Annotated in this window: 14 protein-coding genes; all 14 read left to right on the top strand. The window is 58.1% G+C overall.

The features are described 5' to 3' along the window. Positions 1 to 6 precede the first annotated feature (6 nt). The 14 genes from secF to gcvP all read left to right on the top strand — a co-directional run bounded on the left by secF (position 7) and on the right by gcvP (position 16941). Entirely contained in the window at positions 7 to 2289 is a 2283-nt protein-coding gene (secF, locus tag AC1ME2_RS19735; protein WP_480436111.1) for a protein translocase subunit SecF, read from the top strand. Between the two features lie 207 nt (positions 2290 to 2496). Then, positions 2497 to 3924 (top strand): arginine-ornithine antiporter, encoded by a 1428-nt coding sequence (arcD, locus tag AC1ME2_RS19730; protein ID WP_480436110.1) that lies wholly within the window; start codon positions 2497 to 2499, stop codon positions 3922 to 3924. Positions 3925 to 3957: 33 nt separating this feature from the next. After that, the gene (arcA, locus tag AC1ME2_RS19725; protein ID WP_480436109.1) at positions 3958 to 5214 is read left to right on the top strand and encodes an arginine deiminase; all 1257 of its coding nucleotides are present in this window, start codon (positions 3958 to 3960) and stop codon (positions 5212 to 5214) included. Positions 5215 to 5393: 179 nt separating this feature from the next. Beyond that, positions 5394 to 6401, top strand: coding sequence for an ornithine carbamoyltransferase (locus AC1ME2_RS19720; protein WP_480436107.1), 1008 nt, complete (start codon positions 5394 to 5396; stop codon positions 6399 to 6401). Between the two features lie 493 nt (positions 6402 to 6894). After that, on the top strand, positions 6895 to 7824 hold the full coding sequence (gene arcC, locus AC1ME2_RS19715; protein ID WP_480436106.1) for a carbamate kinase: 930 nt from the start codon (positions 6895 to 6897) through the stop codon (positions 7822 to 7824). Between the two features lie 77 nt (positions 7825 to 7901). After that, positions 7902 to 8258, top strand: coding sequence for a DUF5064 family protein (locus AC1ME2_RS19710; protein ID WP_480436104.1), 357 nt, complete (start codon positions 7902 to 7904; stop codon positions 8256 to 8258). Positions 8259 to 8343: 85 nt separating this feature from the next. Then, positions 8344 to 9852, top strand: a complete 1509-nt coding sequence (locus AC1ME2_RS19705; protein WP_480436102.1) for a sigma-54-dependent transcriptional regulator — start codon at positions 8344 to 8346, stop codon at positions 9850 to 9852. A gap of 123 nt (positions 9853 to 9975) precedes the next feature. Then, positions 9976 to 10458: an Hcp family type VI secretion system effector gene (locus tag AC1ME2_RS19700; protein ID WP_480436100.1), complete on the top strand. Its 483-nt coding sequence runs from the start codon at positions 9976 to 9978 to the stop codon at positions 10456 to 10458. Continuing rightward, a complete protein-coding gene (locus AC1ME2_RS19695) occupies positions 10455 to 11936 on the top strand; it encodes a hypothetical protein (RefSeq protein WP_480436099.1) in 1482 nt (493 codons plus the stop codon). The genes AC1ME2_RS19700 and AC1ME2_RS19695 overlap by 4 nt, the downstream gene beginning before the upstream one ends. Next, positions 11933 to 12319: a hypothetical protein gene (locus tag AC1ME2_RS19690; RefSeq protein WP_480436097.1), complete on the top strand. Its 387-nt coding sequence runs from the start codon at positions 11933 to 11935 to the stop codon at positions 12317 to 12319. Before AC1ME2_RS19695 ends, AC1ME2_RS19690 begins: the two co-directional genes overlap by 4 nt. Continuing rightward, entirely contained in the window at positions 12319 to 12936 is a 618-nt protein-coding gene (locus tag AC1ME2_RS19685) for a hypothetical protein (protein ID WP_480436096.1), read from the top strand. Before AC1ME2_RS19690 ends, AC1ME2_RS19685 begins: the two co-directional genes overlap by 1 nt. Then, positions 12933 to 13319 (top strand): hypothetical protein, encoded by a 387-nt coding sequence (locus AC1ME2_RS19680; RefSeq protein ID WP_480436094.1) that lies wholly within the window; start codon positions 12933 to 12935, stop codon positions 13317 to 13319. Before AC1ME2_RS19685 ends, AC1ME2_RS19680 begins: the two co-directional genes overlap by 4 nt. Before the next feature lie 370 nt (positions 13320 to 13689). Further along, positions 13690 to 14067 carry a glycine cleavage system protein GcvH gene (gene gcvH / locus AC1ME2_RS19675; RefSeq protein ID WP_480436092.1) on the top strand — a complete coding sequence of 126 codons (378 nt, stop codon included), beginning with the start codon at positions 13690 to 13692 and terminating at the stop codon, positions 14065 to 14067. A gap of 9 nt (positions 14068 to 14076) precedes the next feature. After that, positions 14077 to 16941 (top strand): aminomethyl-transferring glycine dehydrogenase, encoded by a 2865-nt coding sequence (gene gcvP / locus AC1ME2_RS19670; protein ID WP_480436090.1) that lies wholly within the window; start codon positions 14077 to 14079, stop codon positions 16939 to 16941. Positions 16942 to 17036: the final 95 nt, after the last annotated feature.

Genomic DNA, 17036 nt, shown 5'->3' with positions numbered 1-17036 from the left:
CAATCGATGACCCCCACGCTGAAAAGCAGGCTCTTTTTTACCCTCCTGATGACCCTACTGACCGCATTGGTTGGCCTGACGTTCACATCGGTGGTGCAGCAAACCCGCTTTGGCCTGGAGTTTCGCGGCGGTTACGAGATGTATTACCTCGTCGCCCCCTTGGCCAGACAACAGCCGCTCACCCAGCAAGACCTGCAGGGCACGGTGGATATTTTGCGCCAACGTGCCGACAGCATGGGCTTGTCTGAGCCTGAGATAAAAATCGAAGGGCAAAATCACATACGTCTCAAGTTACCCGGTCTGACGTCTGCCGAGGCATCACGCTCGAGCCTGGCTAACCCTCAAGGATTGCCCACGCGGCTAACCGAGAAATACTCGCAAACCGTCGGCAGCGTCCTGGGCCCTACCGCCTTTCAGGACACCGCGATAGCCGGTTTGATTGGCGTCGGCGCCATTTTCCTGCTGCTGATCGGCCTCTACCGTGGGCTGGGGCTGATCGCTTCTCTGGCGACCATCACCTACCTCTGGGGGTTGTTGATTCTGTTCAACTCCGCGCACGCTACCTTCTCACTGCCGGCCGTCGTGGCGCTTGTCCTGGGCATTGGTGTGGCCGCAGACGCGAGCATCATTTGCTTCGAACGGATTCGCGACGAGCTGAAGCATAACCACCCCCTTAAAGACGCCGTCATGCGCGGTTTCGATCATTCGCTGCTGACCATCCGCGATGCCAATCTGGTCACCGGCGTGGCCATGATTGTGCTTTTTGCCGCCGGTGTCGGCCCTATTCAGGGGTTTTCCCTGACCATGCTGGCCAGCATTGTGGTAGGCATCACCACCCATTTTCTGCTGGTTCGACAACTGGCGTTGTGGTTGGCCGACAGCGGCTGGTTAAGCGCCGAGCAGTTGATCGGCAAACCCAAAAAAACCAGCGAAAAAGCGGGGCCATTCACGTTTTCCAGGATCGGCGGCGTGGCTATCCTCGTGGCACTGCTGACCATCATCAGCGGCACCCTTTACTACCGGGGTCACGGGCTGAACCTGGAGATCGACGTCACGGCAGGCACCGCGCTGGACATCGATCTGCCCCACCCTATTGGCCCACAGCATGCCATGCAAATCATCAGCAAAGCCGGGATCGTACCCGCCAGCCTTGCGGTAGGCGGCGTGCAGCACACGCACATTGCCGTGCGTTTCGATAACGTTCTGCAGCCTGAACAACTTAAGGCTGTCATCAACGTGTTCCAGACGCGGTATCCGAAGGCGGTGTTTGAAGAAAGCATTATTGATCCGGCCGTTGCCCGCGATTTTACACATCATGCGGTCCTGGCCATTTTGATCGCCCTGGCAAGCATCACTGCGTTCATCAGTGCGCGTTTCACTTGGAGGATCGCCGTGGCGACCCTCGTGCCGATCATTCTCGAGATTCTGGTCGTGTCGGCCGTCTTCGCCTTGGGTAAGTTCGAGGTCGACGTCACCTATATCGCGGCAATCCTCACGGTAATAGGCTATTCCCTGAATGACAAAATCGTGATGTTCAGCCGCATCAGCGACAACCTCCGCCTCGCCGGCCCTGACACCCTCGAACCCTTGGCACTGCAGATCAATCGGAGCGTCGAACAGACCTTCAGGCGTTCGACAGTAACCTTACTGACCGTGGTGATGGCCGCTGCCAGCCTGTACTTTTTTGCCTGCGCGCCCCTTGAAATGTTCTCGATTGCCCTGCTGATCGGGTTGATATGCGCCACCTGCTCCTCGCTGTTCATCTCCAGTTATGTGTGGCTGGCGTTACAACCGCAAACCCTAGGCACCCCGGCAGGCGTCTCACGTACTCAATCAATCGCACTGCTGTCAGCGACCCTGGCGCTCGGTGTTATCGGCGCGATTGGCTGGGCCGTCATCCCGCCGGAAAACCCCTCAGTCGTCAGCCCGGATAACGGCACCCGCCTCGGGGATCTTTCCGCCTTCACAAAAATAACCCGCGACGCCCTGAACCTTGTCCAGCAGGGCGATATGAAGGGGGCCAAAGCGCGCATGGAGGTGCTTGACCACGAATGGGACCAGGCCGAGGAAGACCTGCGCCGCCTCAACACGGCCGATTGGACCCGCGTGGACAAAGCCATCGACCGGGCCTTGTTACAGGTCCGCTCGGACAGCCCGGTCGCCCAGGATTGCATCGTAGCGTTGCAAGGGCTCTTGGCGCAGATAGCCAGTACCCAGCCGCCTGTTGCGCAAACGAATGGCCACCCACACCAGCGTATGCAAATAAAAAACAACGACGCTCATCGATAGTTGACTACGCTTAACTGCCTTGACCGGTCAAAACTTCCACACGTCCTTTACGCATGGGCTTTTGCGGCCATGCGACATTTTCAATCGGAATGCCCACTGCATCGTTGACCCTCCCGTGACATAAGGAATTTAGTTGATCTGCGTCACTTTTTACGACGGTGATGAAACCTACCCTTCGGCATTACTTCTCCTGGATGGAGCTGCGCAATGTCTCAATCTCCCGACAAACTTCGACTCGGCGCACTCGTTGCGCTGGTCGTAGGGTCCATGATCGGCGGAGGCATTTTTTCGCTGCCACAGAACATGGCAGTCAGTGCTGACGTCGGGGCGATTTTAATCGGCTGGGCCATTTCAGCAGTGGGTATGTTGACCTTGGGTTTCGTGTTCCAGACCCTGGCCAATCGTAAGCCCGGTCTTGATGGTGGGGTCTACGCCTACGCTAAAGCCGGGTTCGGCGATTACATGGGTTTCTCGTCCGCCTGGGGTTACTGGATCAGTGCCTGGCTGGGCAACGTCGGCTACTTCGTTCTGCTGTTCAGCACCCTCGGTTATTTTTTCCCTATTTTTGGTCAGGGCAACACGCCCGCAGCGATCGTCGGCGCTTCGGTGCTGCTGTGGGCTGTGCATTTTCTGGTGTTGCGCGGGATCAAGGAAGCGGCGTTCATCAACCTGGTGACCACCGTCGCCAAGGTCGTACCCTTGCTGCTGTTCGTATTGATCGCCTTCTTCGCGTTCAAGCTGGACATCTTCACCGCTGATATCTGGGGGTTTAAAAACCCGGATCTGGGCAGCGTGATGAATCAGGTCCGCAACATGATGCTGGTCACCGTATGGGTGTTTATCGGCATCGAAGGCGCCAGCATCTTCTCGGCCCGCGCAGAGAACCGTTCGGACGTGGGCAAGGCCACTATCATCGGGTTCGTCACCGTACTGCTGTTTCTGGTGCTGGTGAACGTGTTGTCGCTGGGGATCATGACCCAGCCCGAGCTGGCGAAACTGCAAAACCCGTCCATGGCCGCCGTGCTTGAACACGTCGTCGGGCATTGGGGGGCGGTGCTGATCAGCGTTGGCTTGGTCATTTCCCTGCTCGGCGCCCTTCTGTCGTGGGTACTGCTGTGCGCGGAGATCATGTTCGCCGCCGCCAATGACCACACCATGCCCGCGTTCCTCAGAAAGGAAAACGCCAACCACGTACCGGCCAACGCCCTGTGGCTGACCAACGGCCTGGTTCAGGTTTTCCTGATGATCACCCTGTTCTCAGCCAGTACCTACCTGTCACTGATCTACCTCGCGACCTCGATGATTCTGGTGCCCTACCTGTGGTCGGCGGCGTATGCCCTGTTGCTGGCGGTGCGTGGCGAGACCTATGAGCACGCCCTGGCCGAACGCAAGAAGGACCTGGCCATCAGCGCCATCGCGCTGATCTACGCGGTCTGGTTAATCTACGCCGGCGGGGTGAAGTACCTGCTGCTGTCGGCCCTGCTCTATGCCCCAGGCGTGATCCTGTTTGCCAAGGCTAAACAGGAAGCAGGCCAACCCCTTTTCACCCACGTGGAGAAGCTGATCTTTGCGGCAGTGGTCATCGGTGCGCTGATTGCCGCCTATGGCCTCTACGACGGCTTCCTGACCCTGTAACACCCTTGCCTGGATCATTGGAGGAGCACAGATATGTCCACGGATAAAGTCAAACTCGGCGTTCACTCTGAAGCCGGAAAACTTCGAAAGGTCCTGGTCTGCTCACCCGGCCTGGCCCATCAGCGCCTGACCCCAAATAACTGCGACGAGCTGCTGTTCGACGACGTGCTGTGGGTCAGTCAGGCCAAGCGCGATCACTTCGACTTCGTCACGAAAATGCGTGAACGCGGCATCGACGTGCTGGAAATGCACAACCTGTTGACCGACATCGTTGCGCTTCCAGAGGCGCTGGACTGGATTCTCGAACGCAAGATTTCACCCAATCTGGTGGGTGTTGCTCTGGTCGATGAAGTCGACGCCTGGGTGCGCAGCCTGGAGCCACGCCAGATCGCCGAATTCCTGATTGGCGGCGTATCGGCCGATGATTTACCGACCAGCTTCGGCGGCAAGACCATCGAAATGTTCCGAGATTTCCTCGGCCACTCCAGCTTCATCCTGCCACCACTGCCCAACGCTATATTCACCCGCGACACCACCTGCTGGATTTATGGCGGCGTGACCCTAAACCCGATGTATTGGCCTGCCCGTCGTCAGGAAACCCTGCTGGCCAGCGCCATCTATAAATTCCACCCGGAGTTCACCCACGCCGACTTCCAGGTCTGGTACGGCGACCCCGACCAGGATCACGGCAGCGCCACCCTTGAAGGCGGCGACGTCATGCCCATCGGCAACGGTGTGGTGCTGATCGGCATGGGCGAGCGCTCGTCGCATCAGGCCATCGGCCAATTGGCGCAGAACCTGTTCAAGAACAATGCAGTTGAACGGATCATTGTCGCCGGGCTGCCGAAATCCCGCTCCGCGATGCACCTAGACACCGTCTTCAGTTTCTGCGACCGCGACCTGGTGACGATTTTCCCGGAAGTGGTCAGCCAGATCGTCGCGTTCAGCCTGCGTCCCGATGAAAGCAAGCCGGGCGGTATCGACGTGCGTCGCGAACAAACCAACTTCCTTGATACCGTGGCTGCAGCGCTCAATCTCACCACCCTGCGTGTGGTCGAAACCGGCGGCAACAGCTTCGCTGCCGAACGCGAGCAATGGGATGACGGCAACAACGTGGTTGCACTGGAACCGGGCGTGGTCATCGGCTACGACCGCAACACCTACACCAACACCCTGCTGCGCAAGGCCGGCGTCGAGGTCATCACCATCAGCGCCGGCGAACTGGGCCGTGGTCGCGGCGGCGGTCACTGCATGACCTGCCCGATCATCCGTGACCCGATCGATTACTAAACCCTTTTGGCTTAATACGACCCAACGCTGTGAAAACGTAGCGAGCGCAGGAAAGACAAGGCAAAAACAGGCGAGGATGCGGAGTCTACTGATTGTAAATGAGCATTCCGAGCCTGTTTTTAACGCAGTATTTCCAAGCGCAGTAGTTTTCACAGTGTTGGGCAAAGGAGATCTGAAACATGGCTTTCAACATGCGTAACCGCAGCCTGCTGAGTTTGATGCACCACACCAACCGTGAGCTGCATTACCTGCTCGACCTGTCCCGCGACCTCAAGCGCGCCAAGTACACCGGCACCGAGCAGCAACACCTCAAAGGCAAGAACATCGCGCTGATCTTCGAAAAAACCTCGACCCGCACCCGCTGCGCCTTCGAAGTTGCCGCCCACGATCAAGGTGCCCACGTCACCTACATCGACCCGGTGTCGTCGCAAATCGGCCACAAAGAAAGCATGAAAGACACCGCCCGCGTGCTCGGCCGGATGTTTGACGCCATCGAGTACCGTGGTTTTGAACAGGAAATCGTCGAGGAGCTGGCCAAATTCGCGGGCGTACCCGTGTTCAACGGCCTGACCGCCGAGTTCCACCCGACGCAGATGATTGCCGACACCCTGACCATGCGCGAACACAGCGACAAGCCACTGCATGACATCAGCTACGCCTATTTGGGTGATGCGCGCTACAACATGGGTAATTCGCTGCTGATGATCGGCGCCAAACTGGGCATGGACGTCCGCATCGGCGCACCCAAAGCGCTGTGGCCGCACGCCGATTTCATTGCCCAGTGCAAAGCGTTCGCTGAAGAAAGTGGCGCTCGCATCACCATCACTGAAGACCCGTTGGAAGCCGTCAAGGGCGTGGACTTCATCCATACCGACATCTGGGTCTCCATGGGCGAGCCGGTTGAAGCCTGGGACGAGCGCATCGAGCAACTGCTGCCGTATCAGGTCAACACCGAGATGATGAAAGCATCGGGCAACCCACGGGTGAAGTTCATGCATTGCCTGCCAGCGTTTCACAACAGTGAGACCAAGGTCGGCAAAGACATCGCCAGCCGTTACCCGAATCTGGCCAATGGCGTGGAAGTCACCGAAGACGTCTTCGAGTCGCCGGCCAACATCGCCTTCGAGCAAGCGGAAAACCGCATGCACACCATCAAGGCGATCCTGGTGTCGACGCTGGCAGGTTAACGCTGGAAATTCTCTGCGCATGACAGACCGTCTTCGCAGGCAAGCCTGCTCCCACAGGATGTTGATCTACCTTTGGGATTTTGTGTGAATTGAGTATCGAATTACGGCAAGGCCCCTTTTCCAGAAGGCCGAGCGCAGGCGTTGCGCAGGGGGTAACGAGGCAAGGATGCCGAGTTAGCCGCACGGGGTCAGGGACGGCCCCTTGCGGCGACCCCCGGAGCAACGCCGGAGCGAGGGAAATCCGAGCCTAAGCGAGGATCCGCATGGAGGGGCAAGCGTTTTGGCGGGACCTTTTTGGCGTTTGAAAAAGGTTCCTCGCTGTAAGAGCGAAACCATAATTCCAGCGCACGCCAATGCCGGATATACACCCAAGACCAAGCGATAACTAATTGTTTTTAAATAATTAAAAAGCAGTTTGATGAGAGCAGGTTTGCAACTACGCGTCCCGCTACGAACGGTTTGACGCAGCCCTATCAAGAGAAGGAAAAACACCATGCGTATCGTCGTTGCACTGGGCGGTAATGCCCTGCTCCGCCGTGGCCAGCCGATGACGGCGGATAATCAGCGGATAAATATCCGCGTCGCCACCGAACAAATCGCCAAAATCGTCCCTGGCAATGAACTGGTGATTGCCCACGGCAATGGTCCGCAAGTGGGACTGTTGTCCTTGCAGGCATCGGCCTACACCTCGGTTACCCCCTACCCGCTGGACGTGCTGGGCGCTGAAACCGAAGGCATGATCGGCTACATGATCGAACAGGAACTGGGCAATCTTCTGCCCATCGACGTCCCTTTCGCCACCCTGCTGACCCAGGTCGAAGTGGACGGCAACGACCCTGCCTTCCAGCACCCGACCAAGCCCATAGGCCCGGTCTACTCAAAAGAAGACGCTGAGCGCCTGGCCGCGGAAAAAGGCTGGAGCATCGCCCCGGATGGCGATAAATTTCGCCGTGTGGTCGCAAGCCCGAAACCCAAACGCATCTTCGAGATCCGCCCGATCAAGTGGCTGCTGGAAAAAGGCAGCATCGTGATCTGTGCCGGTGGCGGCGGTATACCAACGATGTATGGCGAGGACGGCAAACTGCAGGGTGTGGAGGCCGTGATCGACAAAGACCTGTGCTCGGCCTTGCTGGCAGAACAATTGGGCAGTGATTTGCTGGTCATTGCGACCGACGTGAGCGGCGCCTTTATCGACTGGGGCAAACCTACGCAGAAGGCCATTGCCCAGGCTCACCCCGACGAAATGGAAAAACTGGGCTTTGCTGCGGGCTCCATGGGGCCTAAAGTGCAGGCAGCCTGCGAGTTCGCCCGCAACACCGGCAAGGTCGCGGTGATCGGCTCATTGGCGGATATCGAAGACATCGTCAACGGTAATGCCGGGACCCGGATCAGCAACGCAACCGTGGGGATTACTTACCGCTGAACGCTCCCTGCCGATGAACCACAGACAGACCGCAAGGTCTGTTTCTACTCATACCGCCCAGAGAAGGAGCAACGCACATGTTTGAACCAGGTCATCTGCACATCTCTCGCGTTGCGCTGCAACCCAACGACTTTAGTTATGACATCCACATTCGTTACGAAGTGAGGCAAGACCCCAAGGAAGGTCCCTCCATGTACTTCTCCATGGAAGGTGAGGTCAATGGCAATGCGTTCAAGGATGACTTTGAGTTGCCGCGCGACTCTGCGTTCAACTTCGCACACGATGCCAACCGCATCGCGCTCAAACATGGCATGCCCACCACCGGCTCCCTGCCGCTGGCGATGCACAAGCAGTATGACGAAATGTTCGAGGACGTCCGCCAAAAGCTCGACGTCAAATCCGGCGATTCCGTGAAGCCCGAACATCTGGAGTGAGCCCTTCGCAGGTAAGCCTGACGCGCCACCCATCGTTTTGCTGGCATAATTGCCGCCCCTGCGGTCCAGAACCTATTAGTTGCCCATGCGTATTCACGTCTGCTTTATCGACCGCGTTGGTATAACCCAGGAAGTGCTGGCCATCCTGGGTGGGCGAAACCTGAACCTGGACGCGGTGGAAATGGTCCCGCCGAATGTTTACATCGATGCCCCGACGCTCAGCCCGCAAGTGCTGGAAGAGTTGAAGGATGCGTTGTTTCGGGTACGCGGCGTCGAAGCGATCACCGTGGTGGACATCCTTCCTGGTCAGCGTCGCCACCTGCAACTCGATGCCCTGCTGGCAGCCATGACCGACCCGGTCCTGGCCCTGGACAGCGCTGGCCATGTGCTGCTGGCCAACCCGGCGCTGATTGCCCTGTGCGGGCGCGAGCCTGCCGGAGAGTCCGTCGGCGAGCTGTTCGCTGACCCTGACCTGCAAACCGCACTGCTGGAAAACGGCTTTCGCCTGCCGTTGCGCGAAGTCACGCTCAATGGCGAGGCTTTACTGCTCGATGCCACACCGATCACCGACGCCGGCGCACTGTTGACGCTGTACCTACCGAGCCGGATCGGCGAACGCCTGGCGGCGCTGCACCATGACCATGCCGAAGGTTTCGATGCATTGCTGGGCGAGTCGCCGCCGATCCGGATGCTCAAGACCCGCGCCCAACGCGTGGCAGCCCTCGATGCGCCGTTGCTGATTCAAGGCGAAACCGGCACCGGCAAGGAATTGGTGGCTCGCGCCTGTCATGCCATCAGCGCCCGAAACAGCGCCCCTTTCCTGGCGCTCAACTGCGCAGCGCTGCCGGAAAACCTAGCCGAAAGCGAACTCTTCGGTTACGCCCCCGGCGCCTTTACCGGGGCGCAACGTGGCGGCAAGCCGGGGCTGATGGAGCTGGCCAACCACGGCACGGTGTTTCTCGACGAAATCGGTGAAATGTCGCCGTACCTGCAAGCCAAGCTGCTGCGCTTCCTGAATGACGGCAGTTTCCGCCGCGTAGGGGGTGATCGTGAAGTGAAGGTCAACGTGCGGATTCTCAGCGCGACCCATCGCGACCTGGAAAAAATGGTCAGCGAAGGTACCTTCCGCGAAGACCTGTTCTATCGCCTGAACGTACTCAACCTGGAAGTGCCACCGCTGCGCGAACGCGGACAGGACATTCTGCTGCTGGCGCGCTACTTCATGGAGCAAGCCTGTGCGCAGATTCAACGACCGATTTGCCGCCTGACACCGGGCACCTATCCGGCGCTGCTGGGCAATCGCTGGCCCGGCAACGTGCGCCAATTGCAGAACGTAATATTCCGCGCGGCAGCCATATGCGAAAGCACGCTGGTGGACATCGGTGATCTGGACATCGCTGGTACGTCTGTCGCCCGGCAAAGTGACGGCGAAGTGGGCAGCCTCGAACAGGCCGTCGAAGACTTCGAGAAAACCTTGCTGGAAAAGCTCTACATCAGCTACCCCTCCACCCGCCAACTCGCCGCCCGCCTGCAAACCTCCCACACCGCCATCGCCCATCGGTTGCGCAAGTACGGGATTCCGGGGAAGGGCTAAGCGCAGACGCTTCTGACCAAGGGCCGTTTCCGCTCCCCCCTTCTCTATATTCGGAAGCGTCCTACAGCCGGCCTGCCCCCGTGGTAATAGACTGTCCGGCCGACGAAAAAAAGACTGGCACGTATGGCTAACCACGGTTACATGACCCTGACAGGTAAGACTCAAGGACTGATTTCAGCGGGCTGCTCAACTCAGGATTCCATGGGCAACAAATATCAATCAGACCATACCGACGAAATAATGGTGCTGTCTTACAACCACACCATGGCCACTATTGGAAATGTCAACAGGGCAACCCACCACCCCATCATCACAAAAAACGTTGATAAATCATCGCCGTTACTCGCTCAAGCGCTCGCAAGCAGAGAAGAAATAAACGGTACGATCAGTTTCTACCGCGTATCGCCCGCTGGCACGCAGGAAAAATTCTATTCAGTGTCGATCAGCGGCGGAATTATTGCTGACCTGACGCTTGATATGCCCCATGTCATTTTACAATCCGATGCAGAACCTCAAGAACACGTCGCTATTCGCTACCGCGAAATCACCTGGAGGCACCACTTGGCAGGGACCAGCGGCTATAGCTTTTGGGGCGAAGAGGGATGAACCCCAACCGTTATGACCTATGGGATGTCCACCAAGCTGCGGGCCAACTGCTGGCGCAAGCTCTTACCCTCAGTGCTCGCCACCTTAGCCACGGTATCCCGCGTGTGCACTTCAATCGGGAAGTGGCCTATTACGCAAAGCGCATTGTCGATGATGTCGAGCTCGGCCATAAAACCCCTGAGCAAGGCATACAGGCACTGCTGCAAGAACGGAACGACCTGTTAAACCAGGCGCAGGCCGTGGTACGCAACGGCCACGTTGCAATAAGCGATGCGGTAAAGCGTATCCCGGTACATAGACTCACCCAACCCGTATTACAACCCGACCCCGAGCGCTTATTGCGCTTTGTCCATGCTCAACACCTCAACGCGCCTGATGAGAAGGCTCAAAGCACAACCCAGACTGCAGCCCCGCCACCTCCCGTCGACACGTATAAGTTTTTCCCCCGAGAACAATGGCCAGCGCCAATCGAGTTACACGACCCAGGGTTCTACGTCGTGCCCAAGAGCACAACGGCTGAGCAGCTGGAAGCGCAGCTGTTCACCTCACGCAACCCGGCCGTGATCGCCAAATTCAGGGCCCTTAACCCTGATTTGGATCAGGTAAAAGCGGGCCAGTTGATCGTGCTGAGTGATCCCGAAAATCCGCGATGCACCGGCGAAGAAGCGCTGCTGATGGAAACGGCACGCAGGGTGAATCAGGCGTTGGCTGATCTTAGCCCGGAAGAAGCCGATTTTATGATGCGTCACCGTGACGAAATCGAATCCTTCCTCACGCACGGCTCCACTGCGGTCGGCGTAGGAACGGCGGTTTTCGCCAAGAATCTGGACGAGGTGAAACTTCTGCTGAAAAAAATAGAGGCCTTGCATACAAGCACCTTTGAGCAGCATGGACACCTGCGTTCACCCGAGTTTTTTGCCAAGCGCAAGGAGCTGTTTGCTCAGCTCAATACCCAACTCACCTCGCTGACCAAAAAAAGCATCGGCTTCCCCGACCACCCGAAGCTGAAAAGCGCCCTGGGTATTTCCAGTCGCAGCCTGGTACATCGCGCGGGGCCGGCGGGCGGATTCGGCCAGAACCCCGGCTATGCCACTCGCCTGGCCCGCGTGGCCAAGGTCTCCAAGTACGTCCAATACGGCGGCTGGGTCGGCACCGCTGTCGGCGGTGGAGCTTCATACATGAAGGTTCAAGACGTGTGTAGAGCGGGTGATGCCGAGGCTTGTAAAAAGGTGAAGTACACCGAAGGTGGGGGCTTTGCAGGTGTGGTCGCGGGTGGTGTTGCCGCTGGTGCGGCTTTAGGCGCTGTTGGGACTGGCGCTATCTGCGCCGCTATCGGGCCGCCCACTTTCATGGTAGGAACTCTTATGTGCGGCCTTGTAGTAGTCGTAGGAGTCGGCGGAGTTTCTTTTGCAGCAGGTGCTCTTGGAGGGAAGGGCGGTGAAGCGATAGGTGAAGTGATCCACGAGGTCACCAAATGAGCGTGAGTACCGCTGACAAAATTTTCCTCTGCGTCGGTTTAATCGATTTTGGAGGGCTTTTCATTTGGATTGGCATAGCGCTGCATCTGGCCTACACCAGGATGGACCTGATGTTGGTTCACCTGAAAAACTGCCCCGCGGTTATGATTCGCGTGTTTTTAATAGATACGGGCCCTTGGGGGCGCCTGCATGTATTTGGGTTAATAATGGGGCTGATGGTCGTGCCTGGTGTTTTTCTCCGCAATGGAGCGGCAAGCGCCGAGGACCTAAAAAATTTCCCGGCCGCCTTAAAACACAAACTAGTTGTTATGCAGTGGGTCAGTTGGGCGCTCCTATTGGTAATGTGTGGACTTGGGGTATACGCCATGTTCGGTCGTAGCTAGTGCTTCAGTCCTTACATACAAGCACCTTTGAGAAGCATGGACATCTGCGTTCACCCGAGTTTTTTGCCAAGCGCAAGCACCTGTTTACGCAACTCAATACCCAACTCACCTCGCTGACCAAAAAAAGCATCGGCTTCCCCGACCACCCGAAGCTGAAAAGCGCCCTGGGTATTTCCAGTCGCAGCCTGGTGCATCGCGCGGGGCGGGCGGGCGGATTCGACCAGAACCCCGGCTATGCCACCCGCATCGCCGCCGTGGCCAAGGCCTCCAAGTACGTCAAATACGGCGGCTGGATCGGCACCGCCGTCGGCGGCGGCGCCTCGTACATGAAGGTTCAAGACGTGTGCACAGCGGGCAATACCGAGGCCTGCGAAAAGGTGAAATACACCGAAGGCGGAGGTTTTATCGGCGGGGTTGCGGGGGGTGCTCTCAGCGGTGCGGCTTTTAGCGTTGCCGGGACTGGCGCTATCTGTGTTGCTCTCGGGGTGCCTACTGCTGGGGTAGGAACGCTTGTATGCGGCATTGTGGTAGTAGGGAGCGGTTCTTTGGTAGCAGGGCTTGTCCTCGGCAAGACAGGTGAAAAGATAGGTGAACGAATTTACGAGGCCACTCAATGAGTTTGGGCACCGCTGACAAAATAATGCTCTGTGTCGGCCTAATTGATTTTGCAGGTATTTTCGTTTGGCTTGGCGTTGCGCTGCATCTCGCCTACACCAAGATGGACATGATGTTGGACCATTTGAAGAACTGTCCCGCTATTATGATTCGCGCGTTTTTAATAAACGCAGGCCCTTGGGGTCGGTTGCATGTATTCGGATTAATAATGGGGTTGATGGTCATGCCTCATTTTTTTCTCCGGGATGGAGGGGCCAGTGCGGAAGATCTAAAGAACTTTCCTGCCGACCTTAAACGCAAACTGATTGTGTTGCATCGGACCGGCTGGGTACTGCTATTGGTGATGTGTGGGCTTGCAGCGGTAGCTGAGTTCGATCTTGTCTAGCCCTGCGGATACACGGCTGTTTGCCCTCGGCAATACTGGTGAAAAGAAGGTCATTCAACCCCAGCCTCTAGAAGCGAAATCTGATTGCCGCCCCCACGCAAAACCCCTACATTCTGTACTGAAACCACTACAGCGGAACGATTTCGCTACAGACCCCTGACATCCCCCGTCCGCAAGGCTTTGATCCTGTAAGTCTTTTTTATCCCGTCACGACTGTAGCGATTTCGCTACAGCTGCTTATTCCTTGCACACACAACATTCACTTAACTTATTGATTTACAACGAATAAATAATATTGGCCGCAAACTTGCTAAGGTCTTCTCCATTGCGCTCATGCACGTCATGAGCTTTTGCCCCTTGAGGAGTTTTTATGAGCGAGTTGCGATTCACCGTCGATCACGAATGGCTGCGCGCCGAAGCCGATGGCAGCGTCACCGTTGGCATTACGCCCTACGCCCAAGACTCGCTGGGTGATGTGGTGTTCGTGCAACTCCCGGAATTGAAGGTGTACGCACAGCACGCTGAAGCCTCGGTGGTTGAATCCGTGAAGGCTGCCAGCAGCATCAACATGCCGCTCAATGGCGAAGTGGTCGAAGTCAACGCAGCGCTCGAGGCGACGCCTGAGCTGGTCAATGAAGACGCACTGGGCGCCGGCTGGTTCTTTCGCTTCATTCCTGAAGACGCCAGCGCCCTTGACACCTTGCTTGACCAAGATGCCTACGACCGCCTGATCAACGCCGACGTTTGAGGAGCTGACATGACTGACCGTATCGAATTGAGCACCGCCAACGAGTTTATTGCGCGCCACATCGGCCCGCGCCAGGCTGACGAAAAGGCCATGCTCGCGACCTTGGGTTTTGACTCCCTTGAAGCGCTGAGCGCCAGCGTCATCCCGGACAGCATCAAAGACACCAGTGTTTTGGAGCTATCTGCCGGGCAAAGCGAAGCCGATGCCCTGGCGTCGATCAAAGCCATCGCCAGCAAAAACCAACTGTTCAAGACCTACATCGGCCAGGGCTATTACAACTGCCACACCCCGGCACCGATTCTGCGCAATCTGCTGGAAAACCCGGCCTGGTACACCGCTTACACCCCGTATCAACCAGAGATTTCCCAGGGCCGACTGGAATCGCTGCTGAATTTCCAGACCCTGATCAGCGATCTCACCGGCCTGCCCATCGCCAACGCCTCGTTGCTCGATGAAGCTACGGCTGCCGCTGAAGCCATGACCTTCTGCAAACGCTTGAGCAAGAACAAAAGCAGCCACCTGTTCTTCGCCTCCAGCCATTGCCACCCGCAGACCCTCGACGTATTGCGCACCCGTGCCGAGCCACTGGGCATCACCGTCGTTGTTGCGGATGAAAACGAACTGAGCGATGTCAGCGAATATTTCGGTGCGCTGCTGCAGTACCCGGCGAGTAACGGTGACCTGTTCGACTACCGCGAGCTGGTCGAGCGTTTCCACGCGGTTCATGCCCTGGTCGCCGTGGCGGCTGACTTGCTGGCCCTGACGTTGCTGACCCCACCGGGTGAGTTTGGCGCAGACGTGGCCATCGGCAGCGCGCAACGTTTTGGCGTACCCCTGGGTTTCGGCGGGCCACACGCGGCGTATTTCTCCACACGCGATGCGTTCAAGCGCGATATGCCGGGCCGTCTGGTCGGTGTGTCCATCGACCGTCATGGCAAGCAGGCCTACCGCCTGGCGATGCAGACCCGCGAACAACATATCCGCCGCGAAAAGGCCACCAGCAACATCTGCACCGCACAGGTTCTGCTGGCCAACATTGCCAGCATGTATGCGGTCTATCACGGGCCACGCGGCCTGACGCAAATCGCCAAACGCACGCACCAACTGACCGCGATCTTCGCCAAGGGCTTGAGCCAACTGGGTTTGAACGTCGATCAAGAATACTTCTTTGACAGCCTGACCTTGAATACCGGTGCCGATACGGCTGCGTTGCACGTCAAGGCCCGCGCCCAACAGATCAACCTGCGTGAAATCGACGCCAAGCGCCTTGGCCTGTCGTTCGACGAAACCATTCAACAGGCCGACGTCGAAGCCCTGTGGCAAGTGTTCGCCACTAACGGGCAAACCCTGCCGGACTTCAATGCACTGGCCAGCAGCGTCGAATCGCGCCTGCCTGCTGCGTTGCTGCGCCAGTCGGCGATTCTCAGCCACCCGGTGTTCAACCGTTACCACTCCGAAACTGAACTGATGCGTTACCTGCGTCGTTTGGCTGACAAGGACCTGGCGCTGGACCGCACCATGATTCCGCTGGGCTCGTGCACCATGAAGCTCAACGCCGCCAGCGAAATGATCCCGATCACCTGGGCCGAGTTCGGCGACCTGCACCCCTTCGCGCCTGCCGAGCAAAGCCTGGGCTACCAGCAACTGACCGACGAACTGGAAGCGATGCTCTGCGCCGCGACCGGTTACGACGCCATCTCGCTGCAACCGAACGCCGGTTCTCAGGGCGAATACGCTGGCCTGCTGGCGATCCGTGCCTATCACCAGAGCCGTGGCGATGATCGTCGCGACATCTGCCTGATCCCGTCGTCAGCCCACGGCACCAACCCCGCTACCGCCAACATGGCCGGTATGCGCGTGGTCGTGACCGCCTGCGATGCACGCGGCAACGTCGATATCGAAGACTTGCGCGCCAAGGCCATCGAACACCGCGAACATCTCGCCGCGCTGATGATTACCTACCCCTCGACGCACGGTGTGTTCGAAGAAGGCATCCGCGAGATCTGCGGGATCGTCCATGACAACGGCGGTCAGGTGTACATCGATGGCGCCAACATGAACGCCATGGTTGGCCTCTGCGCACCGGGCAAGTTCGGCGGCGATGTCTCGCACCTGAACCTGCACAAAACCTTCTGCATTCCCCACGGCGGTGGCGGCCCAGGCGTTGGCCCGATCGGCGTCAAGTCACACCTGAAACCGTTCTTGCCGGGTCACGGGACGATGGAGCGCAAAACCGGCGCTGTCGCCGCAGCACCGTTTGGCAGCGCAAGCATTCTGCCGATCACCTGGATGTACATCCGCATGATGGGTGGCACAGGCCTCAAGCGCGCGTCGCAACTGGCGATCCTCAATGCCAACTACATTTCCCGCCGCCTGGAAGAGCACTACCCCGTGCTGTACACCGGCAGCAACGGTCTTGTCGCCCACGAATGCATCCTCGACCTGCGTCCGCTCAAAGACAGCAGCGGTATCAGCGTCGATGACGTGGCCAAGCGTTTGATCGATTTTGGTTTCCATGCCCCGACCATGTCGTTCCCGGTGGCTGGCACCCTGATGATTGAGCCGACCGAAAGCGAATCCAAGGAAGAACTGGACCGTTTCTGCGAAGCCATGATCCGCATCCGCGAGGAAATCCGCGCAGTGGAAAGCGGTGCGCTGGACAAGGACGACAACCCGTTGAAAAATGCGCCGCACACCGCCGCTGAAATCGTCGGCGAGTGGACCCATCCGTACAGCCGTGAACAAGCGGTGTACCCGGTAGCCTCGTTGATCGACAGCAAGTACTGGCCGCCCGTGGGTCGCGTCGACAACGTGTTTGGCGACCGCAACCTGATCTGCGCCTGCCCGTCCATCGAGAGCTATCAAGACGCCTGATCGGGATGGGGCTACTGTGCAAGCAGTGGCCCCTGTTTAGGCGGTGCCTGATCTATCGCCGTTCGCAGCGGGACGCGTAGTTGCAAGCCTGCTCC

The organism is Pseudomonas sp. ASL9 (assembly GCF_056680335.1).
The sequence above is the reverse complement of the archived record's forward strand: the minus strand, read 5'-3'. Positions and strand labels throughout refer to the sequence as shown.

Excerpts from the sequence above, each read along its gene's own strand:
- AC1ME2_RS19710 (WP_480436104.1), top strand. The coding sequence starts at position 7,902 with ATGTTTGAACCAGGTCATCTGCACATCTCTCGCGTTGCGCTGCAACCC.
- AC1ME2_RS19690 (WP_480436097.1), top strand. The coding sequence starts at position 11,933 with ATGAGCGTGAGTACCGCTGACAAAATTTTCCTCTGCGTCGGTTTAATC.
- secF (WP_480436111.1), top strand. The coding sequence starts at position 7 with ATGACCCCCACGCTGAAAAGCAGGCTCTTTTTTACCCTCCTGATGACC.
- AC1ME2_RS19720 (WP_480436107.1), top strand. The coding sequence starts at position 5,394 with ATGGCTTTCAACATGCGTAACCGCAGCCTGCTGAGTTTGATGCACCAC.
- gcvP (WP_480436090.1), top strand. The coding sequence starts at position 14,077 with ATGACTGACCGTATCGAATTGAGCACCGCCAACGAGTTTATTGCGCGC.
- arcD (WP_480436110.1), top strand. The coding sequence starts at position 2,497 with ATGTCTCAATCTCCCGACAAACTTCGACTCGGCGCACTCGTTGCGCTG.
- AC1ME2_RS19695 (WP_480436099.1), top strand. The coding sequence starts at position 10,455 with ATGAACCCCAACCGTTATGACCTATGGGATGTCCACCAAGCTGCGGGC.
- gcvH (WP_480436092.1), top strand. The coding sequence starts at position 13,690 with ATGAGCGAGTTGCGATTCACCGTCGATCACGAATGGCTGCGCGCCGAA.
- AC1ME2_RS19700 (WP_480436100.1), top strand. The coding sequence starts at position 9,976 with ATGGCTAACCACGGTTACATGACCCTGACAGGTAAGACTCAAGGACTG.
- AC1ME2_RS19705 (WP_480436102.1), top strand. The coding sequence starts at position 8,344 with ATGCGTATTCACGTCTGCTTTATCGACCGCGTTGGTATAACCCAGGAA.
- arcC (WP_480436106.1), top strand. The coding sequence starts at position 6,895 with ATGCGTATCGTCGTTGCACTGGGCGGTAATGCCCTGCTCCGCCGTGGC.
- arcA (WP_480436109.1), top strand. The coding sequence starts at position 3,958 with ATGTCCACGGATAAAGTCAAACTCGGCGTTCACTCTGAAGCCGGAAAA.
- AC1ME2_RS19680 (WP_480436094.1), top strand. The coding sequence starts at position 12,933 with ATGAGTTTGGGCACCGCTGACAAAATAATGCTCTGTGTCGGCCTAATT.